19 protein-coding genes and 2 pseudogenes are annotated in these 24,924 nt (G+C 61.6%); 11 read left to right on the plus strand and 10 right to left on the minus strand.

The annotated features are described in order from the left end of the window. The first annotated feature begins 3 nt into the window (after window positions 1-3). The 5 genes and pseudogenes from WCA85_RS09285 to WCA85_RS09305 all read left to right on the plus strand — a co-directional run bounded on the left by WCA85_RS09285 (window position 4) and on the right by WCA85_RS09305 (window position 5,439). A complete protein-coding gene (locus WCA85_RS09285; protein WP_424063135.1) occupies window positions 4-921 on the plus strand; it encodes a hypothetical protein in 918 nt (305 codons plus the stop codon). Then, window positions 918-1,568 (plus strand): gluconate 2-dehydrogenase subunit 3 family protein, encoded by a 651-nt coding sequence (locus WCA85_RS09290; protein WP_424063110.1) that lies wholly within the window; start codon window positions 918-920, stop codon window positions 1,566-1,568. The genes WCA85_RS09285 and WCA85_RS09290 overlap by 4 nt, the downstream gene beginning before the upstream one ends. Beyond that, window positions 1,561-3,204 (plus strand): GMC family oxidoreductase, encoded by a 1,644-nt coding sequence (locus tag WCA85_RS09295; RefSeq protein ID WP_424063112.1) that lies wholly within the window; start codon window positions 1,561-1,563, stop codon window positions 3,202-3,204. The genes WCA85_RS09290 and WCA85_RS09295 overlap by 8 nt, the downstream gene beginning before the upstream one ends. 68 nt (window positions 3,205-3,272) lie before the next feature. Then, window positions 3,273-3,638 (plus strand): annotated as a pseudogene (locus WCA85_RS09300) (SDR family NAD(P)-dependent oxidoreductase); the annotation flags it as partial. Window positions 3,639-3,666: 28 nt separating this feature from the next. Next, the gene (locus WCA85_RS09305; protein WP_424063137.1) at window positions 3,667-5,439 is read left to right on the plus strand and encodes a glycoside hydrolase family 15 protein; all 1,773 of its coding nucleotides are present in this window, start codon (window positions 3,667-3,669) and stop codon (window positions 5,437-5,439) included. Between the two features lie 45 nt (window positions 5,440-5,484). Here the strand turns inward: WCA85_RS09305 and WCA85_RS09310 are convergent, their stop codons facing one another. The 5 genes from WCA85_RS09310 to WCA85_RS09330 form a co-directional block, all read right to left on the minus strand. Continuing rightward, window positions 5,485-6,909 carry a c-type cytochrome gene (locus WCA85_RS09310; protein WP_424063114.1) on the minus strand — a complete coding sequence of 475 codons (1,425 nt, stop codon included), beginning with the start codon at window positions 6,907-6,909 and terminating at the stop codon, window positions 5,485-5,487. After that, complete coding sequence (locus WCA85_RS09315; protein ID WP_424063116.1) at window positions 6,906-7,520, minus strand: cytochrome c oxidase subunit 3; 615 nt, start codon at window positions 7,518-7,520, stop codon at window positions 6,906-6,908. The genes WCA85_RS09310 and WCA85_RS09315 overlap by 4 nt, the downstream gene beginning before the upstream one ends. Window position 7,521: 1 nt before the next feature. Then, window positions 7,522-9,585 (minus strand): cytochrome c oxidase subunit I, encoded by a 2,064-nt coding sequence (gene ctaD, locus WCA85_RS09320; protein WP_424063118.1) that lies wholly within the window; start codon window positions 9,583-9,585, stop codon window positions 7,522-7,524. 15 nt (window positions 9,586-9,600) lie between these two features. After that, the gene (gene coxB / locus WCA85_RS09325; RefSeq protein ID WP_424063138.1) at window positions 9,601-10,686 is read right to left on the minus strand and encodes a cytochrome c oxidase subunit II; all 1,086 of its coding nucleotides are present in this window, start codon (window positions 10,684-10,686) and stop codon (window positions 9,601-9,603) included. Window positions 10,687-10,873: 187 nt separating this feature from the next. Continuing rightward, complete coding sequence (locus tag WCA85_RS09330; protein WP_424063120.1) at window positions 10,874-11,827, minus strand: NADP-dependent oxidoreductase; 954 nt, start codon at window positions 11,825-11,827, stop codon at window positions 10,874-10,876. Between the two features lie 263 nt (window positions 11,828-12,090). Here WCA85_RS09330 and WCA85_RS09335 point away from each other — a divergent pair, with 263 nt between their 5' ends. After that, complete coding sequence (locus WCA85_RS09335) at window positions 12,091-12,561, plus strand: hypothetical protein (protein WP_424063122.1); 471 nt, start codon at window positions 12,091-12,093, stop codon at window positions 12,559-12,561. 96 nt (window positions 12,562-12,657) lie between these two features. Here WCA85_RS09335 and WCA85_RS09340 read toward each other — a convergent pair whose 3' ends face one another. After that, window positions 12,658-12,903: a hypothetical protein gene (locus WCA85_RS09340; protein ID WP_424063123.1), complete on the minus strand. Its 246-nt coding sequence runs from the start codon at window positions 12,901-12,903 to the stop codon at window positions 12,658-12,660. A gap of 130 nt (window positions 12,904-13,033) precedes the next feature. Between WCA85_RS09340 and WCA85_RS09345 the strand changes: the two are divergent. Next, window positions 13,034-13,906, plus strand: a pseudogene (locus tag WCA85_RS09345) (YihY/virulence factor BrkB family protein); the annotation flags it as partial. A 405-nt stretch (window positions 13,907-14,311) separates the two neighbouring features. Beyond that, window positions 14,312-15,931, plus strand: coding sequence for an ATP-binding protein (locus tag WCA85_RS09350; protein ID WP_424063140.1), 1,620 nt, complete (start codon window positions 14,312-14,314; stop codon window positions 15,929-15,931). 716 nt (window positions 15,932-16,647) lie between these two features. Here the strand turns inward: WCA85_RS09350 and WCA85_RS09355 are convergent. The 3 genes from WCA85_RS09355 to WCA85_RS09365 all read right to left on the minus strand — a co-directional run bounded on the left by WCA85_RS09355 (window position 16,648) and on the right by WCA85_RS09365 (window position 21,906). Further along, window positions 16,648-19,128, minus strand: coding sequence for a filamentous hemagglutinin N-terminal domain-containing protein (locus WCA85_RS09355; RefSeq protein WP_424063125.1), 2,481 nt, complete (start codon window positions 19,126-19,128; stop codon window positions 16,648-16,650). Window positions 19,129-19,303: 175 nt separating this feature from the next. After that, a complete protein-coding gene (locus WCA85_RS09360) occupies window positions 19,304-20,749 on the minus strand; it encodes a DEAD/DEAH box helicase (RefSeq protein ID WP_424063126.1) in 1,446 nt (481 codons plus the stop codon). A gap of 524 nt (window positions 20,750-21,273) precedes the next feature. Then, entirely contained in the window at window positions 21,274-21,906 is a 633-nt protein-coding gene (locus tag WCA85_RS09365) for a LysE/ArgO family amino acid transporter (RefSeq protein WP_424063128.1), read from the minus strand. Between the two features lie 94 nt (window positions 21,907-22,000). Here WCA85_RS09365 and WCA85_RS09370 point away from each other — a divergent pair, with 94 nt between their 5' ends. Continuing rightward, entirely contained in the window at window positions 22,001-22,465 is a 465-nt protein-coding gene (locus WCA85_RS09370; RefSeq protein WP_424063130.1) for an Lrp/AsnC family transcriptional regulator, read from the plus strand. 342 nt (window positions 22,466-22,807) lie between these two features. On the opposite strand, the gene WCA85_RS09375 is transcribed toward WCA85_RS09370, so the two are convergent. After that, window positions 22,808-23,755 (minus strand): LysR family transcriptional regulator, encoded by a 948-nt coding sequence (locus WCA85_RS09375; protein ID WP_424063132.1) that lies wholly within the window; start codon window positions 23,753-23,755, stop codon window positions 22,808-22,810. A gap of 187 nt (window positions 23,756-23,942) precedes the next feature. Here WCA85_RS09375 and WCA85_RS09380 point away from each other — a divergent pair, with 187 nt between their 5' ends. Beyond that, complete coding sequence (locus WCA85_RS09380; protein ID WP_424063134.1) at window positions 23,943-24,677, plus strand: SDR family NAD(P)-dependent oxidoreductase; 735 nt, start codon at window positions 23,943-23,945, stop codon at window positions 24,675-24,677. 72 nt (window positions 24,678-24,749) lie between these two features. Continuing rightward, window positions 24,750-24,924: NAD(P)-binding domain-containing protein (locus WCA85_RS09385; protein WP_424063142.1), on the plus strand; the 175-nt coding region annotated here is incomplete at its 3' end.

Genomic DNA, 24,924 nt, shown 5'->3' on the forward strand with positions numbered 1-24,924 from the left:
CCGCTGCGGCCTCGCGGCGCCCGACCCAAAGGGCCCGCACCAAGCCTTGCGCAGGTACGACCTGGACCGCCTGAGCGGCACACCTCTCATTTGCCTGGTGAGACGCGCGAATTCGCGCACATCGCCGCAGCGCGATCGTTCAATCGCAGTTCGGCGTTGCTCGCGCTTTCGGTCCTCGCCGATAGTGCGATGGAGCACTACCGCGGTTCGTTCGACAATCCCGCAATGTTTACTCCGCTCGTCTCGGCGACCCTGTCACTGCTTGCGGGCATTCACGGCGGCGGCGACAGACGCTCGCAACGACACGTGGCTCGCCATGCCATCTATCTAGGCGCAGCGCTCGCCGGCATCAGCGGCACCGGTTTTCATTTCTACAACATCACTAAACGCCCAGGTGGCTGGAGCTGGAACAACCTGTTCCACGCGGCACCGATCGGCGCGCCCATGGCCCTGCTGCTTTCTGGCGCGCTGGGCGCCGTGGCGGAACGGTTGCGCGAGGAACCGGAAGTCGAACCTCAACTGTTCGGCATGCCTGCAGGACGCGCACTCGGGCTTCTGGCGGCGGCCGGCCTTGCCGGCACGATCGGGGAAGTCGGCCTGCTGCATTTTCGTGGTGCGTTCCAGCATCGCGCCATGTATGCGCCCGTCACCGTGCCTCCCGTCGCGGCCTTGCTGCTCGCGCAAGCCGCACTTGGTGCGCCTCGCGAGCGGTGGTTTACACGCTTCTGGTTGCAAGTGACGGCGGCACTCGGTTTCGTCGGTGTCGGTTTTCATGCTCGTGGCATTGCGCGTCGCCGGGGCGGCTGGCGCAACTGGACCCAGAATCTTTTTGCCGGTCCCCCGTTACCTGCGCCGCCGAGCTTTTCGGCATTGGCGCTCGCGGGTCTCGCGGCGCTTCGTTTACGGGGGACTGAAACATGAGCCGAAGCCGAAACACCCGCTACCCTGACTACGACGTTCTGAACAAACGCGGGACGCCGTCCTGGGACGAGCCGACCCGCACCGTGATCGCTGAGCGCCTCGCCACGCCGCGAGAACCGCGCTTCTGCAACGCGGTGCAATGGATTGCGCTCACCCACCTGTGCCGCTGTATCGTGCCGCAAGCAGATGCCGAGCCGATCGTGCCACTCGCAGCACTGGTCGACGCGAAACTCACGAATAACACCGGCGATGGCTACCGCGACACGCGTCTGCCGCCGTTGCGCGATGCCTGGCGAATCGGACTTGCCGCGCTTGACGCGGAGAGCCGCACGCAGTTCGGCCTGCCGTTCGCCAGCGTAGAGGCGCAGCAACAACATGCGCTGCTGGACCAGATGCAACGCGGCGACATGCACAACGATGCGTGGCAAGGCATGCCTTCGAAGCTCTTCTTCGAGAAGCGCGTGCTGCACGACGTATGCAGTGCTTACTACTCGCACCCTCACGCATGGAGCGAAATCGGCTTTGGAGGCCCCGCCAATCCTCGCGGCTACGTACGACTGTATTTCGACCGGCGCGATCCCTGGGAGGCGGCGGAGGCACAACCTGGCAGCGAAGCCAAGGCCGCCAAGGAGAATCGCCGTGCCTGATGACGCCCAGCATGAACCTCGTGGCAAAGACGGCCGCGCGCCTGACGTGTTTCGCCTTGGCGCGTGGGTGCCGATGCGCGCGTACCCCAACGACGAGGAAGTTGACTTCGCGATTGTCGGCACTGGAGCGGGCGGCGGCACGCTCGCTTGCCGGCTTGCCGAACAGGGTTTTAAAGTGGTCGCCTTCGACGCCGGTGCGTGGTGGCGTCCGCTTGAAGAATTCGCCTCCGACGAAACCCATCAGTCCAAGCTGTTCTGGACCGACGAGCGTCTGTGCGACGGCGACAACCCGCTGCAACTTGGCACCAACAACAGCGGCAAGGCGGTGGGGGGCAGCACCGTGCATTTCGCAATGGTGTCGCTGCGTTTCCGTCCCGAATGGTTTAAGTCACGCAGTCTGCTCGGCTACGGTGCGGACTGGCCGCTCGACTGGCGCGAGATGTGGCGCTACTACGCGTACGTCGAGGACGCGCTGAAGATTGCCGGTCCGGTGAACTACCCGTGGGGTCCGCCACGACCCCGTTACCCGTACCGGGCGCATGAAATGAATGCATCGGCGCTAGTGCTCGCGCGCGGCGCCGAAGCGCTCGGTATCAAATGGACGTCGACGCCGCTCGCGACGCTCTCCGCGCCGCGCGGCCTCGCCCACCCATGCGTCTACCGGGGCTTTTGCGTCTCCGGCTGTGCGACCAACGCCAAGCAAAGCGTACTGGTGACATGGATTCCACGCGCATTGGAAGCCGGCGCCGAGGTGCGCGACCTCGCCATGGTGGGTCGGGTCGCGACTGATGCCAGAGGACGCGTCAACGGCGTCGAGTATCTGCGCGAAGGGCGCTGGCAGTTTCAACGGGCGAAGAACGTAGTGGTTGCCGGCTACGCAATCGAGACGCCACGGCTATTGCTGATGTCGGCGACAAGCCAGTTTCCCGATGGTCTCGCCAACAGTTCGGGCCTTGTCGGCAAGAACCTGATGGCGCAATCGAACCAGGCGGTCTACGGCACCCTGGAAGAGGACATCCGCTGGTATAAGGGGCCGCCCTCGCTTGCCATCACCGAGCACTGGAATTACACGGATACAGGTAAAGACTTCTTCGGCGGCTACTCGTACATGAGCCAAGGGCCCTTGCCCGGGGCCTGGGCTGCGGCGCAGAACAAGCGCGGCCTGTGGGGCGAGGCGCTCGCTAGCGAAATGCACAAATACAACCATCAGGCGGGCCTGAAGATCGTGGGCGAGATGCTGCCTCAGGAACGCAACCGCGTCACGCTCGCCGATGAGAAAGATCAGTATGGACTACCGATTGCACGTGTTACCTACTCGTGGTGTAACAACGATCAACGCCTCATTGCCCATTCCCTCGATTTCATGGAGCAGGCGCTCGCTGCGGCTGGTGGGCGCGAGATCTGGAGGGAGACTGATGACACCTGTCACCTGAACGGTACGGCACGCATGGGAGACAACCCGCGCACCAGCGTCGTCAATGCGGATTGCCGCAGCTGGGACATCCCCAATCTGTGGATTTGCGATGGCTCGGTGTTCCCGACTGTCGGTGGCGTCAATCCCTCGCTAACGATTCAGGCTGTTGCCTGCCGGACCGCCGACCGGATCGCCGCACTTGCCGCGCGTGGTGAACTTTGAGCGAGCAGCAGATCCTGCACGCACACAAGCCGTATCGCAGGGCTTTACGGAACAATCAGGAGGTCTTCATGTGGGGCAAATCGGGCAATCCTAAAGTCGTCGTCATCACGGGGGCAAGCGCGGGTGTTGGCCGTGCGACTGCCTTGGCCTTCGCCCGTCGCGGCGCACACGTCGCCCTGCTTGCCCGGGAACCCGAGGCGCTTGAAGAGGTCGCCGCGCAGGTGCGCCACTTCGGTATGCAAGCATTACCAGTCCCACTCGATGTCAGCGATGCAGATGCCGTGGATGCGGCGGCTGGGCGCGCGGAAGCCGAGCTTGGTCCAATCGACATATGGGTCAACAACGCCATGCTGACAGTATTCGCGCCGGTATCGAGCCTGACGCCGGAAGCGTTCGCGCGCGTAACCCAGGTCACCTATCTCGGCTGCGTTTGGAACCGCCAGGAGTAGCGCCAACATGACGATGCGCATTGAAGACTATGCGTTGCTTGGCGACGGGCAAAGCGCGGCGCTGGTTGACCGGACGGGTTCGATTGACTGGCTCTGCTGGCCAGCCTTCGACTCGGATACGTGTTTTGCGGCGTTGCTGGGTGGACCCGAAAATGGCTTCTGGCGAATCGCACCTGAAGCCCCCGTCCTGGCCAGTTCGCGCCACTATGCCGGCGACACCCTGATTCTGGAGACGACGCTCGAAACCGCGTCTGGCACCGTTGTCCTGACCGACTGGATGGCCTGGGAAGCAGAGCAACCGACGCTCATGCGCCGACTGCGCTGCGAGCGCGGCACACTGCGCATCGTCAGCGATCTGCAGGCCCGCTTCGACTACGGCAAGGCGATTTCGTGGTGCAGGTCAATCAGTCCGCGCGTGCGGATCATTTGCGGGCCACACACCCTTTGGCTAGATAGCACCGTGCCACTCACTTGCGGCGAAGGCGCCGCGCAGGCCGTGTTCGCGATGGCAGCCGGAGAACAGCATGACTTCACGCTGACGTGTTGCCGATCTGGTACGCAAGCGCCGCCGCGCCCCGAGGTCGAGCGCCTGCTGGCCGACACAACCCGCTTCTGGACCGACTGGTCCGCGCAGAGCACGGTTCGCGGGAAATATGCGGAACCGATCCAGCGTTCACTGATCACCCTGAAAGCGCTCGCCAGCACCGCCTCGGGCGGCATCGTGGCCGCGCCCACCAGTTCGCTGCCGGAGCGGATCGGCGATACGCGTAACTGGGACTACCGGTTCTGCTGGTTGCGTGACGCCAGTTTTACCTTGATTGCATTGCTCGGCGGCGGTTATCACGCGGAAGCCTGCCGCTGGCGTGACTGGCTGGTGCGAGCCATCGCTGGTCACCCGGCGCAAATGCAGATCCTGTACGCGCTCGATGGCTCGCGTCGCATCGACGAATGGGAATGTCCGTGGTTGTCTGGATACGAAAACTCCCGGCCAGTGCGTTTCGGGAACGCTGCGGTCAACCAGTCGCAACTTGATGTCTACGGCGAAGTCCTCAACGCGCTGTACACCTCCCGTTGCGCCGGCTTGCCGCCGGATGACGACGCATGGTCGCTCGAACTACGCCTCGTCGATCATCTGCAACAGATCTGGCGCGAGCCCGACGACAGCATCTGGGAAGTACGCAGCGGCGCGCAGCAATTCACCTTCTCGAAGGTGATGGCGTGGGTGGCCGTCGACCGTGCGCTGCGCACTGCGAAACAATTCGGCATGTGCGCCCCGACTGCGCGCTGGACGGCGCTCGCCGATGAAATCCGCAACGATGTGCTGGTCCGCGGCTTCGACCGTCACCTCAATACCTTCACCCAGAGCTACGGAAGTGTCCGCCTCGACGCCAGTTGCCTGCTGATTGCGGTGACGGGATTTTTGCCGATTGATGATCCTCGCGTCGATGGCACCGTAAAAGCGATCGAAGCAGGATTGATGGAAGACGGCCTGCTGATGCGCTACCGCGAAGATAACCTGGACGCGGGTCACTCCGGCGGCGAAGGCGCGTTTCTGGCCTGCAACTTCTGGCTGGCCCAGGTCAGGCAGATGCAAGGGCGTGCAGTAGAAGCTCGCGATCTGTTCGACAGGTTGATCGCGCTGCGCAACGATGTCGGCCTTCTTGCGGAGAAATACGACACGCGGTCCAAACGCCTGCTGGGCAATTTTCCGCAGACTTTCTCTCACGTGGCCCTCGTCAATGCGGGCTTGTGCATTGGCGAGGGCAACGACGTCGCAGCCGGGTGAGGCTTGATCCGCGCTTCTGCCACAGGGGCGCCTGGCGCCGGTTCGTCACTTATGAATCGCACCGCGTACGCTGCTCACATCGCGCGTAGTCACCGGCGGCGCGGCATTGCCCCACGTATTGCGAACGAAGGTCAGCACTGCCGCCATTTCCGCATCGGTGAGTTTTCCGGCGAACGAGGGCATTTTGCGCGGCATCGGCCCGTCCTCGGTGTTCGGGCTTTGACCGCCTTCGACTAGCAACCGCACGAGCGAGGTGCTCTGCGCAGCGATGACCGCCGGATTGCCGGCAAGCCGCGGGTATTTCTGCGCCACGCCATTGCCGTCCTGCTGATGGCAGCGCGCGCAATAGCTTTGGAAGATGCCCGCCCCTGGCCGCTCCACGTCGCCCGTTTTGAGTGCCTGCACGGTTTGCAGCGCCGCACGCGAATGCATGTCGTAGTGACCCGCAGGCTCGCGGACCGGCAAACTCTTCAGATAAGCCGCAATCGCCGCGAGATCGTCGTCGCTCAAGTATTGCGTGCTGTCCTCCACCACCTGAACCATGCTGCCAAAAGTGATAAGTCCCGCGCCATGGCCATGCTTCAGAAACGCGGCAATCTCGGGTGCAGTGATCCGCCCGAGGCCTGAACCGCGATCGGCGGTCAGATTAGGCGCGAACCAATGATCGTTGGTGCCGCCCGTCAGATAGAGATGCGCGTCGCCGTCGTAGCCGCGCTCCTCATAGGCCGGCCCGCGCGGCGTATGGCACGCGCCGCAGTGACCGAGTGATTGCACCAGATAGGCGCCCCGGTTCCACTGCGCATCGCGGGTCGGTTCAGGCTTGTAGCGACCGCTCGGCACGAATGCCCAATCCCAGAACATCAGTGCCCAGCGCTGGTTGAATGGAAACGGCAAATGCGTCTGCGGTGCCGGCACTCCCGTCGGTTTCACGCCATGCATGAAGTACGCGTATAGCGCGTGCAGGTCGTCATCGCTGATCTTCGCGAAAGACGGGAACGGCATTGCCGGATACAGCCGTTTGCCTCCGGGAGCGACACCTTCGCGCAATGTCCGCGCGAAATCGTCATAGCTGTAGCGGCCGATACCGTTGACCGGATCCGGGGTGATGTTCGACGAATAGATCGTACCGAACGGCGAACTCATACCGAGGCCGCCGGCAAACGGCACCGTGAGTTTTGGCGCGGCGCCCGCTGGTCCTGGCACAGGCGCGGCCGTATGGCAACCGGCGCAATCTGCGGCTTTCGCCAGATAAGCGCCGCGCGCGATCAGCGCGGCATTCGCGTCGGTTGTGTTGGTCGCATCGCCCGCGTTGGTCGCGGGCGACGGGGTATCCGCCTTTGCCGAACCTGCGTAGTCGGGTAGGAGCACTGTCATACTCAGACAGCCGAGCAGCGCAGCGGCGACGAAAATCCAGCGTGGGCGTCGCACGACGCACACTTGCCAGAGGTTTCGTGCGGCGCGGCTTTTCATGACCTGGTCCGCAGCAGATACGGCGTGAGGTACAGCGTCGAGAAGATGAACAGCCACACCACGTCGACAAAATGCCAGTACAGGCCGCCAATCGTCAGCGCGACGCAGCGCCGCTCGTCGAAATAGCCGAGTGCGGTCCACAGGAGCAGCAGCGCAAGCACGACAATGCCCACCGCCACGTGCGCCATATGAAAGCCCGTGATCGTGAAATACAGCGAGCTATAGAGTTGCGCCGTTAGCCCATACGGATGGTTATGCCACTCGCGTAACTGAATGCCGACGAAGACGATGCCCAGCACGACCGCCACAGCCATTGAAGCAACACCCCAACGCAACCGTCGGCGCCGCACGCAGCGCTCGCAGAACCAAACGAAGCCGCTGCTCGTCAGCAGAATGGCAGTGTTGAGGATTCCCAGGCCAAGCTTCGGCAGCCCCTCCGGCGGCCAGTTTTGCCCTTCCTGGGCGGCGAGGTACAGGTACGAAAAGATCAGATAGCCGAATAGCGAGCCTTCGGTTGCGATCAACGCCAGGCATCCCCACCATCCGCCCGAGCGCTCGCCCGCGCTGCCGACGGGAAGGACAGGTTCGTGCTGCTGCAACGCGTCGCTCATATCATGCTCCCCTGTCGTTCACGGTTTGTGGTTCGCGCTGGATCAGGCGCCGTTCCGGCCATAGCCAGACGACAATCGACACCGCGCAGCCCAACAGCATCGCTGCCGTGAACCACACGGCGTGCAGCAGCAGCCCGGCGAACACCAAGGTCGCGAAGAGCCCAAGCCAGAACGGCGTATAGGAATCTTCAGGCATCTTCAGGATCACGTCGGGCTTGGCGTCAAGGGCCGTAGTGCCGAGCGCCTCACGGCCCTCGCCCAGCAAAAAACCTTCGTTGAGTTCCGAACGATCGGGCTTGCCGCCGCCCTCCTCTTCGTCCATTCCAAGGCGTCCTTCCCACAGTGGGTGGCGGCTGCCGATGCGTGGTATCACCGCAAAGTTGTACGGCGGAGGCGGCGACGCAACGGACCATTCCAGGGTCGGTGCATCCCACGGATTGTTGCCGGCGAGCGGCCCGCGTTTGAGGCTATACAGCAGATCGACGAGGAAGATCAGGACACCCAGCGCGAACACGAACGAACCGAGCGATGTCACGAGATTCACCGTGTTCCAGCCCATATCCGCCGGGTAGGTGTACATGCGCCGCGGCATGCCCAGCAAGCCGGCGATATGCATCGGGAAAAAAGTCACGTTGAAACCGACGAACATGACCCAGAAGCCGATCCGTCCCAGCCGCTCACTCATCATCCGGCCCGTGAACTTGGGAAACCAGAAGTAGACGCCGCCAATCACCGGAAATACGTTGATGCCAAGCAGAACGTAATGCAAATGAGCAACCACGAAGTACGTGTCGGTGAGTTGCCAGTCGAGCGGTACGGCCGCTGTCATCACGCCAGAGACCCCACCCACCACGAACAGGAATACGAAGCCCGCGAAAAACAGGAAAGGCACGCGAAACACTGGCCGCCCCGTCCAGATCGTGGCAATCCACGCGAACGTGGCAACCGCGCTCGGCACCGCAATCACAAAGCTGGCCGCGCCAAAGAACGACAACGCGAGCGCGGGAATACCGGTGGCGAACATATGATGAATCCAGACCACGAAGCCAATCGCCATGGTCGCCACCGTCGATATCGCCACCGGCCCGTAACCCACCAGCGGGCGGCGACAAAACACCGGTAGCGCGTCCGAAACGATGCCCATCGCCGGCAAAACGACCGCATACACCCAGGGATGAGCGAAGATCCAGAAAAGGTGTTGCCACAGGAGCGGCCGGCCACCGTTAAGCGTGTCGAAGAAGTGTGTGCCCACGCGGCGGTCGAGCCACAACAGGAAGAAGGCAAGGCTCGCCGAAGGCACGGCCAGCAGATTGCCGCACGAGGCGGTCAGCGTGCCCCACGCGAGCACGGGCACCCGGTCGAGCGACATCCCGGGCGCCCGCATCCGCAGTAAGGTGACGACGAAATTGATCGAGCCGACCGTCGTCGATATGCCGAGCAGCACCATGCCGAGCGCGTAGACGTCGATATTGGGCCCGGTGTCATACTCGAGACCCGACAACGGCGCGTAGTTGAACCAGCCCGCATCCGGCGCTTCGCCCAGCGGAAAACTTGCGTAGAGGAACAGGCCAGCGAACACAAACACCCAATATGACAGCGCATTCAGGCGCGGAAAGGCCATGTCTCGCGCCCCGAGGATCAGTGGCCACAGGTAATTTGAAAAGCCCGACAGCACCGGCAGCGCGTACAGGAAAATCATCGTTACGCCGTGCATTGTGAACAACTGGTTGTATTGCTCAGGTGTGAGCAGTGTTGCATTGGGGCGGGCAAGCTGTACCCGCATGATCAACGCCTCGACCCCGCCTGCCAGCAGGAAAAGAAACGCCGTCACCAGGTAACGCAGACCAATGGTCTTGTGATCGACTGTCGAAAACCAGCCCCGCCAGCCTGGGCGAGCCTCCCAGATCTGCCGCAGACGCTCCGCTTCCTCGCTTCCTGGGACGATGCGCCCGACCTTGAGCGGTCGCGAAAGGCGCAGAGTGCCCGGTTGCGCAGGTGCGTCTGGCTCTGCGGTATGGCCCGCAGGTTGGATCTGGGGTCCTGATGGGGTCGTCGTGTTGGACATCGATGGATGCTCCGCTCAATGCAGGGTGGCCAGGTACGCCGACAACGCAGTGGCATCGGCGACGGAGAGCGCGACATCCGGCATCAGCGACTCCGGCTTGATCTGCTGCGCGTGTTCGATCCAGTCGAGTTGATGGGCCGGCGTATTGGTCAACGTGCCTGCCGCGATCAGGCGACGCGTCGCCAGATGCGTAAGGTCCGGCGCCTGCACGCCCTGGGCATCCGTGCCGCGGATTGCATGGCAGCCGGCGCATCGCTCGTCGAACACTCGCTTGCCGACGGCGGCCTGGGTACCGGCCACCAGTTGTGCTGGCTGCACCTGCGCCTGGGCCGCGCGCCACGCGGCGAAATCGGCCCGGCTCTGCGCTACAACTTCGAATGCCATATGCGCATGCTGCGCGCCGCAAAATTGCGAGCACTGGCCACGATAGACACCGGGCTGGTCCGCCTCGATCCACTGCTCGTTGATCTGGCCGGGAATGGTCTGGGTCTTGCCCGCGAGTTGCGGCACCCAGAACGCGTGAACCACGTCGGCGCTTTGCAGTGCAACCTTTACCGGCTCACCCACCGGAATATGAATTTCGTTCGCGGTGACGAAGTTCTGCGTGGGATCGGCCGCGTCCTGATAGGCCACCTTCCACCACCAGTCGTACGCGGTGACCGTAACGGTGAGCGCGGGAAGCTCCGGCGGCGCGGCGACGCTACTGAGCGTAACAAGCATGTAGATGAGCGTTGCCAGCAATACGACCGACGAGATGCCCGTGCCGACATAGATCCATGCAAGGCCGCCGCCATCAGGATGCAATGCCGCCGGGTCGGCGCGCGGTCTTTTACGGGCAATAGCCACGACCAGCAGTAACGCCACGATGGTCGATACGGCGACCGCCAATGCCGTCATTATCCAGCCGAGCCTCATGGTGGGCAGCGCAGCGGGACCAGCGGCATGCAGGAAGTAGTTAAGCGGAGCTTCTTCGGGCCCTCGCTGCTGGGCGCGGGTAGCGACGGATACTATCGAGCAGCCAGCACCGCACAACACCGCGACGCCACTTCGCGTGGCGGCTCGGCGGCGCTTCCCCCTCGCTTCTTGCCAGCGTGTGCGCATCAGCCCGATCTCCCATACCAGGACCGGCACGTTCATGAACGGCCGGGAACCCACAAACCATCATTGCCGTTTAGCAATAAACGGGCCGCAGCGCGTCTGCGGTATTTGAGTGGCATGACAAGCCCGCCTGGCAGATTCGACATCCGCCGGAGCACGAATTTGCGCCCTTTACGGCGTGGCTGTCAGGTCAAGGCTTCGCCTCGGCGCCCGACACTTCAACAACGATCTTGCCGCGCACGTGGCCCTTGTCGAGTCTGGCGAGCGCATCTCCCATTGCATCGAAGGGATAGGGTTCCGCGACTTCCACGCGAACTTCGTCGGCGTCGATCAGTGAGGCAATTCTCGCCAGTTGCGCACCGTCGGGCCGCGCGGTATAGCGCATAGCGTGTGCGCCATGCCTGGCCGCCTCGGTCTGTGACGGTTCGCTGAGTGTCGAGACCAATCTGCCACCGGCCGCGACGACTGCCCACGACCGGCTTTGCGTCTCGCCGCCAACCAGATCAAAGACGAGGTCCATATCGGATGCGACCTCTTCGAATCGCTCCGTGCGATAGTTGATTACGTGGTCGGCGCCCAGCGATCGAACAAATTCGACGCCGTTGCCAGACGCGGTAACGAAAACCTCTGCACCCTGATGCCTGGCAAACTGCACGGCAAGGTGGCCGACACCCCCCGCCCCCGCATGAATGAGAACGCGCTGCCCGGCGTCCAGGCCGCCATGATCGAACAGCCCTTGCCATGCGGTCAGAGCCGCCAGGGGTACGGCGCCTGCCGTTATTGCATTCACCTTGGTGGGGCTGCGGGCGAGCGCACTCGCATCGACGATGACAAATTCCGCGTAAGCGCCCTGCCCCTGTCCGACGAACCCGTACACTTCGTCGCCCCGCTTCCATTCCTCTACCTCGCTGCCGACACGCTCAACCACGCCGGCAAAGTCTCGACCTAGCGTGTAAGGCAGCATGTCTTCGGTAATCAACGGATATTTTCCCTCACGTGTTTTGATGTCCACGGGGTTGGCGCTTGCCGTTCGCACGCGTACGAGCACTTCTCCCGCTTCGGGTTCAGGGATCTCTATGCTTTCTGACTTAAAGACTTCGGGCCCGCCGAAGCGGTGAATGCGATAAGCGAGCATGGTGCTCATGGCTACCTCCGCGAAACATGTTGTGCCGGGGTCGCCGGGCCAATTTGTGGACGCGCCGCCCTGACACCCCGTTGGCGAACCTGTGCAAACGACGTTCCCGGTTGTCCTGGACAACCAGGCGCCCCGGGCGTCCATGCCTTCACCTCGCACTCGCCATTGTCTAAGGCGTGGACGACTGAAGCGCTGCATCGCTGAAAGGGCTATAGAAGATTGGAGACACGGGCACGGGCGTTGCGCAACTGGCAGTACACCAGTTGTGACGCATGGGGAAGAACATGCTACAGGTACTTGTTGGACTCTTCGCATCGTACCGTGACGGCGACGAGGCACTTCAGGCATTGGAAGCGATGGGGCTGACTCAAGGGGCCGGGCATCTTTACCAGGAAAGTAAGCGGGACCCGGCCGTGCAGTTACGTTCCGAGGCGATGCAACCGGACCTGCATTCAGAAGAGCGCGCGGAGTGCGTCGCACACGGCCAATATCTGGATGTTTCAGGCGCGGCAAACCGTTTCAACGCAGACGCAGACTTCGTCGCGCCCGATGCCGAAGCAGCAGGCCGCCCAGCATGTAATGACCTGCCCACGCGCACGCTTCTGGTTATTGAAGACATCGGCAGTCTGCGACCCGCAACTGCTTGCCGCGTGCTATGCGACTACGGCGCGGTCGCAGTAAAGGACCCTTCCGGGCACTGGCGCTTCTCGCCCCACCGCAACAGCTTACGTTCTCAGGACTGAGGGGTTAGAGGACGGCACGCGTTACCCGGGCACCGCGATTGAAATGCTCAATGGCGGCGGTGCTCAGGTCAGCAGGTCGAGCGCGACCCACGGCTTTCATCTGGAAGGCTTGTTTCGCGGCGTCTTTTCGTCGTGAAAGGTCTCCGCGGACTTGTCCTGTTGGTCGTCTGGGTCGCCGTCACGATGGCTATCGGCTGCTCCTGACTCGTCCCCGGAACCGATTTTCGTCGTGCCCCCCGTAGACGGCGGGTCGCTCGCCGGAAAAGTGTCTTCGACCGTGTGGTCCAGGTCAGCTTCGGATTTCTCGTCCGGCGTGCGTTGCTCAACGGGTTTAATGGCCATTTTTAATCTCCTGGCGGTTGCGTGTATGAGAAGACTCAGCAACCGTCATTCCCAACGCGGGCGGCATGCTCGTTGCTGATAAGCCAGGTGAACATGGATTGCGCCCTACGGGTCCCGTGAGGAGGGTTTTATGCCAAATGCCATTCGCCTTCCGGAATCCAGACGGGCCGTGCCTAAGAAAGGCGTCCTCAGGGAAGCTTCGGAAATAGCGCAGCGCTTCGCGACCAACCGTTGCACCATGATGGGTGCCAGCATCGCGTTCTATTCAGCTTTTTCCCTTGCGCCCACATTACTCATCGTGCTCGCCGTAGCCGGCTGGTTCTTCGGAAAGGATGCCGCTCGCGGCGAGCTATTTGCGCAACTGCAAGGCATCCTTGGGCGTGACGCGGCTGCTGCCATGCAGGACATTGTGGGACATGCGCACTACGCGAGTGGCAGCGGCGTAGCCGCTATCGCGTCTGTTGCGTTGCTCGTTGTGGGAGCCTCGGCGACATTTACCTCGCTCAATACCGCACTCGACGTGGTGTTCGAAGCCGAATCAAAGTCCGGCATCGCGGGCCTCACGCTATTGCTTCGCGCCCGATTGATGTCATTCGGCCTGGTAATGGGGCTCGGGTTTCTTATGGTGGTGTCGCTCGTGCTGGACGCCGCAATTCAGTTTGCCGGACACAGGATGTTTGGCGACACGCCGGTCATTGCCTTTGCGCTGGTACTTCAGTCTGTCGTTGCGCTCGTCATCCTGACTGCCGGGTTCGCAGCACTTATAAAGTGGCTCCCGGATGCCCCGGTCAGGTTCCGGCACGCATTGGCCGGCGCTCTCGTTGCCGCGATTCTTTTCACTGCGGGTCGCCATCTATTCAGCTTTTATCTGTCGCACGCAGGAACCGCAAACGCATTCGGCGCCGCCGGTTCTCTCGCCGTCCTGATGATGTGGCTGTATTTCTCCGCGCTCGTATTCCTCCTCGGCGCGGAAACGGCTGCAGCAATCCGACGACGCGGGGAGGCGGCTGCTTCTCCCAGGCCTCCCAAACAGGACGATGCCAATACCTCCTCCGCACTGAAGCGACAGCTGCTTTCGGCCGCCATGCAGTTGGACGCGCGCCGCGACGCACGGCCGCCAAAGCCGCTGCCAGTTTCGCACTACAACAGCGTCCTTTTCAGGTGGGAGCGGAGCGGGAGCAACCCCATTGACTTTGTCCCTTTTGTCTCGTAATGTAAAAATTTACTGCTTTGCAAACTCCCTCCAAGGGGCTGTTCGAGCAGCCATTTTTGCCATTTCAGCCTTCAAATCTCCTCATTCGTTGCCCCTTCATCACCTATAGGAAGCCATCGCGTGCCCGGTCAATCCGATGAGCTCGCCCGCCGGGGAGCCCGCGCTGCAAATTACGCGGCGGAGAATCGTGCGCTAGTGGATCTCGCGCGCCTTCAGGGTGGGCCCCGCCCCGACTTTTTGCAGGCCATTTCAGACACAGCCCTGGTCCTGTGTCGCGCAGGTAGCGCGGGCATCAGTCTCGCCGAGGGACCGCCCGAGAGCCGGGTGTTTCGATGGGTTGCAGTAGCCGGCCATTGCATCGGGTTGCGCGGCAGGATAACGGCGTGGGACGAATGCCCGTGCGGAGCAACCCTGGAATCAGGGACACCTCAACTCTTCGTCGAGCCACAGGTCCAATTCCCTACCCTCGCTCTTCCAGGGGTTGATTTACCTGAAGGGCTTGTCGTTCCAATCCTGGCTGATGGCTCGGCACTTGGGGCGATATGGATCATGTCGCACTCGAACGAGTGCAGATTCGACCAGGAAGACGTCAGATTGCTCACCAACCTGGCTGTCTTCGCGGGTTCCGCTTTTACAGAAGTCAATGCTCGGGACAGCAGTGAGGAAAGCGACCGCCGACATAACGAATTTATCGCCATGTTGGGGCATGAACTCAGAAACCCAATCGCACCCATCGATAGCGCCATCAGCGCAGCGAAACGTCTAAGCGGTGAGAACGAGCGGGTCGTCGACGTGCTGACTATCGCGCAACGGCAAATGCGGCAGCTTCGAACGCTGGTTGATGATCTGCTCGACGCTGCGCGCCTGAAGCATGGCAAGCTCGCCATTAGACACAGCGATACATCGCTCAATGACATTGCATTTGATGCTGTAACGGCGATTAAACATCACGTCGAGTCCCGCAGACATACGCTCAAAATTACCGGACTGGGCGAGCCCCTCCATGTGCACGCCGACCATGTCCGGCTCAGTCAGGTATTGGGTAATCTCCTTTCCAACGCAGCGAAATACACGCCTGTCGGCGGCATCATCGAACTGAACGTCGGTGTCGAGCCAGGTGGCCTTGGCGATGCGTCGCCGGGGATTGTCGTCATTGGCGTGCGAGACAACGGTATGGGAATTGATAGTGAGGTCCAGCAACACGTCTTTGAGTTATTTGCCCAGTCGGCCCGTGGCAATGCACGCTCGGAGGGAGGCCTCGGAATTGGACTCGCGGTGGCAAAGAGAATGGTGGAGCTTCACGGTGGAACAATTTCGCTCAGCAGTGAAGGCCCGGGCTGCGGGACGGTGGTTACACTCAGGCTGCCGATACTTCGGCCTTCAGTGAACCTGGACACCACGCGACCTCCTGAGCCCGTCGAGACTGTGCAACGGTCTCGTCTTCTTCTCGTTGACGACAACCGGGACGCGCTTCAGGCGTTAAGCCTCCTGCTCGAAATTGAAGGGCACGAAGTGACCACTGCGGGGAGCGGGCGCGAGGCCGTTCGTTTGATTTCAGAAAGGCAACCTCAAGTCGCAATCATTGACGTGGGAATGCCCGAGATGGACGGGTTTGAGGTAGCGCGAACGGTTCGTCAAGACCCGTCACTAGCCGACATTCTGCTTGTGGCTCTTACCGGCTACGCATCCGAGTCGGACAAGTCAAGAGCGCTAGCTGCCGGCTTCGATTATCACCTCACCAAGCCACTCTCACTGGAAAAGCTGCAGTACATTCTGTCCCATCGAGCGGGCGGAAAGCTGAGCGGTATTGTCTAGGTTGATAGGCGGGGCTCGTTGCACCTCAGCGCTACGGCTCGGGCTTTTTTTTTGGAGGTCGCCCACCTGAGCTCGCCCGACTGCGGTTCCTTTTGGCGGCAAGCCGGATAGCCCACGCCGGCCCATCGGTGCCAACGCGAAAATCGGCCTCACCCGCTACGGAATTACCCTGAATGCTGTAAGGCGCGCACAGGCATACCTGGCAAATTCGTGCTTCCACTGATCGGATGTGTGGCAGGACACGGTGTCGAAGCAGAAATGCGAGGATTCTTGAGGGTACGCCGCCCTCAATTCGACCAAATAGATCGTTGACTGCACCGCGCACGTCTCGATTAGCTGATGCAAGGGGTGTGCTAGTGAGTGCCGTCCTCCACAGCGGAGCTTGCCGCGCTGCGTGCGAGCGATTCCGGACAAGCCTGCACATTGGTGCTGCGAACGGACGGCCGCAGCCTATCAACTCATCGGAGCATCTCAACCATGAGCTCAATCCTGATTGCGAAGTTTTGGCCAGTCATTGTTGGCCTTGGTGGAATCTCCAGTGCAGTATTGTTCGGATGGGCGAGGACGAAGCCGTCGAGGAACAGAAAGGCCAGAAGCACGTAGCGAGATTGCTCAATAGGAAGTTCGCCGCTACATGGAATGGCGAGTCCCCACTGCTACGGGGGCGCCCATCGCGCCCCCTCCACTGCCGATCCACTACGAACCGGTCAATACCATCACAGCGACTGCGCCTGCAATTGGGTCGTGGTTTGCCATTGCAATATTGGATAGGTGCCGCCGGTGGGAATGATCCACGTTCCATTCGGGCCAAAATTCCATGTTGGACCAAAGCTCGCTGGCGTACTCATCTGCGCGGTGCTAAGCCCGTTCGCGGCCGGTACTGCCGTGCCGCTCGCCACCCCTGTCGTGAGCGTCGTTGTCTGGGTGTTCCAGAACACGTTGTTCGCGATCGTGCCGGTGTTGGACGCAGCGAGGCCACCAAACGCGAAGGTGCCGGGTGGCAGTAGCGACGCCAGCGCCGGCAGTGTCATGGACGCCGCGTCAAACGATTCCTCGATCGTCCCCGCGTTCTGATTGACCAGACCGCCTGCGCCGATTGCGCTGGTGTCTGTGGAATTGTCCACGGCACCCGTCGCATACGACTGGTTAATCACACCGGTTGCGCTATTGACCCCCACAAGTCCGCCTGCGCTGCTATGGATGTCGCCGCTTACGCTACCCGTCGCGTAAGACTGCACGATCACGCCATTGTTGACGCCAACGAGGCCGCCCTCTCGACCAAACCCCTGAACCGTCATGCTACTTGAGGAGCGCTCGATGGTCCCGTCGTTCTGACCGACCAGACCGCCGGAGAGACCGCCATAGGGATCCGCCCCTATCGTTCCGCCAGCACTGTATGAATAGGTGATAAGGCCAAAGTTATCACCCGCGATCACACCGATCGGCGCAGTGATCGCCTCTTCGACCACGGGAGCATTGCTATTGACCACCCCCAGATTACGCACGACGCCAGTTGTGCCGATCACAGAGAACAGGCCAACCCCGTTGGTGGGCGCATAGTTGGGGTCGGCCAGATTCAGGTCGCTAATCGTGTGCCCCATTCCGTCGAACTGACCTGTGAATGGCAAGTTGTTCGAGGCGCCGATTGACTCGAAGATTACGCTGGGATCGGCGACGATATCCGTCCCAAGCGCATAGTTACCCGCAAGATTCAGCGTGACGTTATTCAGATCCGCGAGGGAGTTCACCAGTTCAAGCGCCGTGACCTGCGTGAGAAGACCGCTAAACGGCGCCGCGCTCCACGCGCTGTTGCTCTTGATGGTGCCAGGCGTGTACGTGCCGTTCATGTCGTAGAGCGCCGATACAATGCCGGTACTCGCCGACCAGTCGATGGTCCCGTTGTTCGCGACGCTGCCGCCATTGTCGATAGCAGTCGCGTCTGCGCGCAGCGTCAGGTCTCCCGCGCCACGGTTAACGATCTTGGTGGCGGCCGCGAGCGTGATGGAGTGAAACGCATTGAGCGAGAGCGAGGCAGCACCGTTCCACGAGATGTCACCCCGCACATCGATATTGCCTGTGGTGCCATTCGCACCGGTCGTATTCACGCTCACAGACGTGCCATGTGACAGGTGACGTCCGAGCGTATCCGCAGTCGTTCCACTGATCGTGAATACCGGTGCCGTGAGATTCCATTGCGCGGCATCGATCTTCGCGCCATCGACATTCAGTGTGCTGCCGCTGGTATCCACCGTGCCGCCGCTGCCGTCGGCGTTGGTTGCTTTGATCTTCGCGTCCTGTGCATTCACAGTTCCGCCATCTGCAACCAGCCAGACATGACCTTCTCGCGTGGCGGTGCCAGTCGCGCGTAGCACGCTGTGCCTGCCGGCGAGCGCGTAGACATTGCCGTCGGTGCTCTGCAGACTGATCTGCGCCGCGCGGATCGTACCCGCATTGAGCGTCTGACCGCCGCTTCCGGCTTGCACGAACACCTGCTGTCCGCTCGACGAATCCTGTAGCAACACGGTGGTACCGGTCGCCAGTTCGGCGGTGCCGTTCGGCGCCTTGATGATGCCGAGATTCGCGACGGCCTTATTCGCCACGAGAAATACGTCACCACCACTCGAACTGATCTTGCCGAGGTTGACCACCACGCCATTCGACGTACCGCTCAGCGTGAACGGCGTGCCTCCCATGAACGCGCTGTTATCGACATCGAGCGTTGAAGCGACGAAACGCCCACCAGTCGTCACGACGCCGCTCGGACCGACCAGCACGCCCTGCGGGTTGATCAGATACACACTGCCGGTGGCCGTCAGCTTGCCATTGAGCACGGACAGTTCATTGCCAGTCACGCGGTTCAGCGTCGCACCCGTGCCGTTGTCGAACGACACTGTACGCCCCGCCCCAATCGAAAAGCTGCTCCAGTCGATGATGCCGTTCGTGCTCGACTGCGCAATGGACAGATTCGCACCGCTGCGCGCGATGCTGCCTGAACCTGCGACGAAGTCTCCGTTCTGTGGCAGCGGCGGCGCCGCGTTCGCACACGGCAGCCATGCGGCCTCGGCGCACAGCAATGAGAAGACTAGCGAACATCGCCACTTCAAACGAAATGGTGGGGAAACAGGAGTATGGGAATGAACCGGAGAGGGAACACGGATGAACAGATTCGCCGTGTCACCTTGATGACAGCGCAGCATGTGAACCTCCGAAAGCAGGCCTCATGTGAGTCAGCCGTCGCGTGGGCGCGAAGTGTAATGAGGCAGACAAAGCATCCGTATTCGACGCGCTTTCAGAACCAGCCAATGTGCGGTTTACCACTCAATTTTTGCGCACTGCGACAACGAAGAAGCTGGCGTTACCCGTCCCCACGGATCACGGTTGGCGTTTGCCGCGGCCACCATCGGGTTTGCCCGCGGGCTTACGAGAACCCGCAGCTGGCTTGCTGGCGGGTTTGCTGCGTGGCTTTTGCACGCTGAATGGGCTACCGCTGGACAAGCTTGTGCCTTTACCCGCGGCCACATCGCGCTGCACCGCAGGCTTGTGTTTGTTTTCGCCACTTTGCGGGCGCGGTTTTTTGCTGAGCACCTGCATGGCGCCCGGCGCAGCTTGCGGCACTTTAGGCTTCTTGGGCTTTTTGGGTTTCTTGATGATCTGGCCCGTCGCGCTAGTTTGCGGCACGCGGTGTTCGGCTTCAAAACCCGGCTCTTCTTCACGGGGCAGCGTTTGCCGGATCAGCGCTTCAATCGCGGCCAGTTGCGGCGCTTCATCGGCACACACAAGGGACACCGCCACGCCACTGGCGCCCGCTCGGCCGGTACGGCCAATACGGTGCACATAGTCTTGCGCCACGATCGGCAGATCAACGTTGATCACCAGCGGCAGGTCGTCGATATCCAGTCCGCGTGCAGCCACATCGGTGGCTACCAGCATACCTACTTCGCCCGTCTTGAAGCGCTCCAGCGCACGCAGGCGCGCGGGTTGCGGTTTGTCGCCGTGGATGGTGTCGACCGCATAGCCCGCTTCATCCAGCATGGCCGCCAGGTAATCCACGCCAATGCGGGTTTTGACAAACACCAGCGCGTGCTCCCAGTGGTTCTCAGCCACAAGGTGCATGAAGAGATCAGGCTTGTTCTTTTTATCCACCGGCACCACCCACTGCTTGATCTTGCTGGCCGTGGCATTGGGCGGGCTGACGCTGATATTGACCGGGCTGCGCAGAATGCCCGCCGCCATGGCGCGGATATCATCGGTAAACGTGGCAGAGAACAGCAGGGTCTGGCGCTGAGCGGGCAACGCAGCAAAGACCGCGTTGAGTTCGCGCGCAAAGCCCAGATCCAGCATGCGGTCGGCTTCATCCAGCACCAGCGTTTGTATTTGATCAAACTGCACTGCGTTCTGGCGATTGAGATCTAGCAAACGGCCCGGCGTGGCAACGAGCACATCCACGCCTTTGCGCAATTTCATCATCTGCGGGTTGATACTCACCCCGCCGTAGGCGGCCAGAAATCGTAAGTCGAGGCCTTTGCCGTAGTCGATAAAGCTTTGCAGCACTTGTTCGGCCAGTTCACGCGTGGGCACGAGCACCAGAACACGCGCGCGGTTGCTGGACACCGCCGGGCCGTGTTGCACTAGCCGTTGCAACAGCGGCAGCGCAAAACCCGCCGTTTTGCCAGTGCCGGTCTGTGCCGCAGCCAGGACGTCCTTGCCACTGAGCACAGCAGGAATCGCCTTGGCCTGCACCGGCGTAGGTGTCTGGTAATTGAGATCCTGCACGTTACGCAGCAAGGGATCGATCAGGCCAAGCGAGGCAAAAGACATTGGCGTATTCCGGGCTAAAGCCGCAATTCTAGCGGTTACCGCCTGATTGCGCCGCGGAAAGTCGAGACGGCACGAATAGGAATGCTTATTTCGCAAGATCGTAGAACTGCTAGGCGACTGAACTATGCCGACCACTGTCACTCTTCATCTGCGCGCGCAGGACCTCCGCGCCATCAAACGCATCAGCAGATCGACGGCGACAAAAAACATCGCAGCGAGGCAATTCTATTCGCTGGACATATAAGCATTCCTACTCATTCATGAATTCTATCGCTTCATTTGTGTTATCGCGACACAGCCATTAAGCTTCTGCCGATCGACCTGCGACTTCATATCTGTAATGTCCAGATTCGTATCGCGAACATCGCAATCGGGGCTGGGGTGGCAATGGAGGAGTTAGACGCCTGGGCGTTTCTTGGCTACCGGGCCGGCGTGAAGAACATGAAGGCTCGATCGACCGCGGCATCGACCATGATCCGGTGGCTGGCGTGCAGTCTGTGCGCCATGGGTGAATCCTCCGCCGGTTATATGATGAGGTGGCCAAGCTGCCATAGCCCGAGTCCGGCAAGCAGCGCGGCTGAGCACAGGTTGACGGCGCGTTGCCAACGTCCGTCGAAACGGTCGCGCAACCAGCCCACCCCGGCAGACAGGATCAACCACCACAGCGCCGAGCCCACCAGTACGCCGACCACCATCACCCAGGGCGACGCCGACGGCGCGCGGCCTGCCAGCGCACCGAACACCGCCATGAACGACAGGATGGTCGTCGGGTTCGACATCGTCAGCACGAAGGTGCCGGCCACGTAGCGCAGTAGCGTGCTGCGCGGCGGGGGGCCACCCAAGCTGCGCATCACCGGCTTTGTGGCGATGCGCCAAGCCAGCCATAGCAGGAAGCCGCCGCCGAACAGGCCCAGCCACAGCTTCAGGCTCAGCAACCAGGCGACCAGTCCGGTGATGCCAAACGCGCCGATTGCGCCGTACACTGCGTCGGCGAATGCCGCCCCCAGTCCAGTGGCTAGCCCCGCAGGGCGGCCGTGGTCCAGCGTGCGCTGGATGGCCAGCAGTCCGATTTGCCCGACAGGCGCGGCGATCGACAGCCCAATCAATAGCGACTGGCCGAATAGCACGGGCACGGGTGAGGGCAAGATCGGATCCATATCGAGAATTATCCAACGCCATCGCACGGTTGCACAGAATGAAACATCAAGCGAAAATCAATTCAATCTTCGATTTTTCAGGTAAAAGCCCGTCGTGACCGAAGCACTCCAACTTGACGCCAAAGCCTGGGCGCTGCTCATGGCGCTGCAGGAGGATGGCCGCGCGCCGCTAAAGACCTTGGCCCTTGCCGCCGGCTTGTCGGTGCCTGCTACGGTGGAACGGCTCAAGCGCCTGAAAGACTCCGGCGTGGTGCGCTCTGTGGGCGCCGAACTGGATCCGGTCCAGGCCGGCTACCCCGTGCGCGCCATTGTCGGCATCACCGTGCAACAGCCCGGCAAGAATGCCTTTCTAGACAAGCTGCGCCGCGCGCCCGAGGTGCTGGAATGCCATCACGTGGCCGGCGCCGATTCCTACATCGTGACCGTGGTATCTCCCTCCCTCGAACAACTGGAGCGTTTTCTCGCCTCCATCAACGGCTATGGCGAGACGCGCACCTCAATCGTCTTCTCCACCCCCATTCAACGTCGCGGCCTGGTGGAGCCGGGCTCATCGCGCTGAGCCTCGACCGGCCCCCACAGCGTTGCCTTGCGTCATCGATCAGCGTGACGCGAAACATGCGGGGCCGCCATCAGGGTGCGCGCGACGCGAATGGTCAACCAGCGCTGTGGATCGGGTAGCCGAATTGCCGCGCAGTCGGCGGCAGATTGGACAGCCCCATGGCTGCACGTTACCAACGCCACCATCTGGTCGGCTTGCGAAGTGCGCCGCCTCCCGGTGGACGTCAACGGACCCGTTGCAGCCATTGAAGATTCCAGAAGGCAGACTGCTGTTTATCTACTTTGGGGACATCCGTCGAGGAGCGGCAGGCCGTACTGGCTGTTGCTCACACGTGGCGGGCCTTTACGCTCTTTTGCCTTTGCGTGAGACGGAGCGCTTGCTGGCACCCTTTGAGAAGCGATGACGATTGCCAAGGAGCTCGACCAGCCGTGTCTCGCATTCGGAAAACGAGTACCCGCGCCGCTGCGAGATCATGAACGTGAGGGGGCGCATGTGCCATGCGCGCCGTTGGAGTTCGACAAGTGTTCCATTCGCGAGATCCTCCGCAACCACATGATGCGGCATGTGCCCCCAGCATAAGCTTCCCCTGAGCAAATCGTGCTTCGCGCCGAGGTCATTCACCAGCCACTGGCGTTCGCCGGCGACCCCCTGTTGTGTCTCTTCCGCGTCGGGCTGATTGTCGGTTACGACGAGCTGGATGTGCCGGCCAAATTCCTCCCGCGGGATCGGCCCCGCGATTGCGGCCAGCGCATGCGATGGCGCGCAGACGGTCACCATTTGCGCTTCACATAAGTGCTGCCTTTCTATGGTGCCAGGGCTCAGCTCCGGCACGTCGGTGATCGTCACCGCCAATGCGCACGTGCCCTCGAGAACCAGACGCTCGCCGCCTTGCATGGTCGTCATGCGCAGATTGATTGCAACGGTTGGACAGTCCGACTGCAGGTTGCGCAGGCATTCAATCAGGTGCGTGCGCGGAAAATAGGTATCCACTGCGATCGAGACCTGGGGTACCCCGGCTTCAGCAATCGCAACCGCGCGCATCTTCATTTCGTCGGTGCGTGAGATCACCCCACGAGCATCAGGCAGGAGGCTGCGGCCCGCGGCCGTAAGCGTCGCTTTGCGAGCGTTGCGCTCGAACAGCACCACATCAAAGGCACTCTCGAGCGCGCTGATCGCGTGACTGATCGCTGACTGTGCCCGCCTCAGCTCCCGTGCAGCCCCGGAAAAGCTTCCCTGGTCACACACGGCAACGAAGGCCCTAAGTTGATTGATGGTGACGTTATCGAGCATACGTATCCAAAGAGTAGATGGCAGCTATAGATATTTAGTCAATTGGCTTCATGAATCAAGACCTCCAGAATCGTGTTTGTCGCTTTTGTTTCGGCACTCACAGTTAAAGGGTTCGGGTTCTATGTGCTCATGTGGTTCATGAATACAGTTCCCTGCTTCCGAACAACTCCAACGAAGGATGCATGACATGAACAGACTGAATGGAAAGACCGCCGTGATCACCGGTGGCGCTACCGGTATCGGCCGCGCCGCAGCAAAGCGCTTCATCGAGGAGGGCGCCTTCGTCTTCATCTTCGGCCGGAGGCAGGAAGCGCTCGACGCCGCTGTGGCCGACCTTGGGCCCAATGCCCGCGCGGTGAAGGGCTCAGTCTCCGATCTGGCGGACCTCGACCGACTCTACGCGGCGGTGAAGGCCGAACGCGGAACCCTCGACATCGTCTTCGCCAACGCCGGGGCGGGAAGCCAGCTTGCGCTCGGCAAGATCACCGCCGAGCACATTGACGAAACCTTCGACACCAATGTGAAGGGTACGATCTTCACGGTCCAGAAGGCGCTGCCGCTGATGGGCAAGGGCGGTTCGATAATCCTGACCGGATCGAGCGCCGGCACCACGGGCGCCCCGGCAATGAGCGCCTACAGCGCGAGCAAGGCGGCAGTGCGCAACCTTGCCCGGACCTGGGCGGAGGACCTGAAGGGCACCGGTATCCGGGTAAACGTGCTGTCGCCCGGGGCGACGGCGACGGAACTCGCGAAGGAAGCGCTAGGCGAGGAGGGCCAGAAGGTCTTCGCCTCGATGACTCCGCTCCAGCGCATGGCCGATCCGGCGGAGATCGCAGCGGTGGCTGCCTTTCTCGCGTCGCCGGACAGCAGCTTCATGACCGCCAGCGAGGTCGCCGTGGACGGCGGCCTTGCGCAACTCTGACGTGCTACGCCCGGCCGGTCACTCCATTCGATATTCGGAGCCCGTAGGGCGTGGTAAACCGAAGGAAAATATATGAGCTACGCAATTATTGGCTTCGGCAAGATCGGCCAGGTTCTTGCTAAGGCGTTTGCCCGAAGCGGCATCGAAGTATCCGTTGCAACCACTCGCGACCCGGAAAGCTTTGCATCCGCTGCGGCCGCGATCGGACCCGAGATCATCCCCAAAAAACTGGCGGAAGCGGTCAAGG

Origin of the sequence: Paraburkholderia sp., from assembly GCF_049581445.1 — a bacterium.
GTDB lineage: Bacteria > Pseudomonadota > Gammaproteobacteria > Burkholderiales > Burkholderiaceae > Paraburkholderia.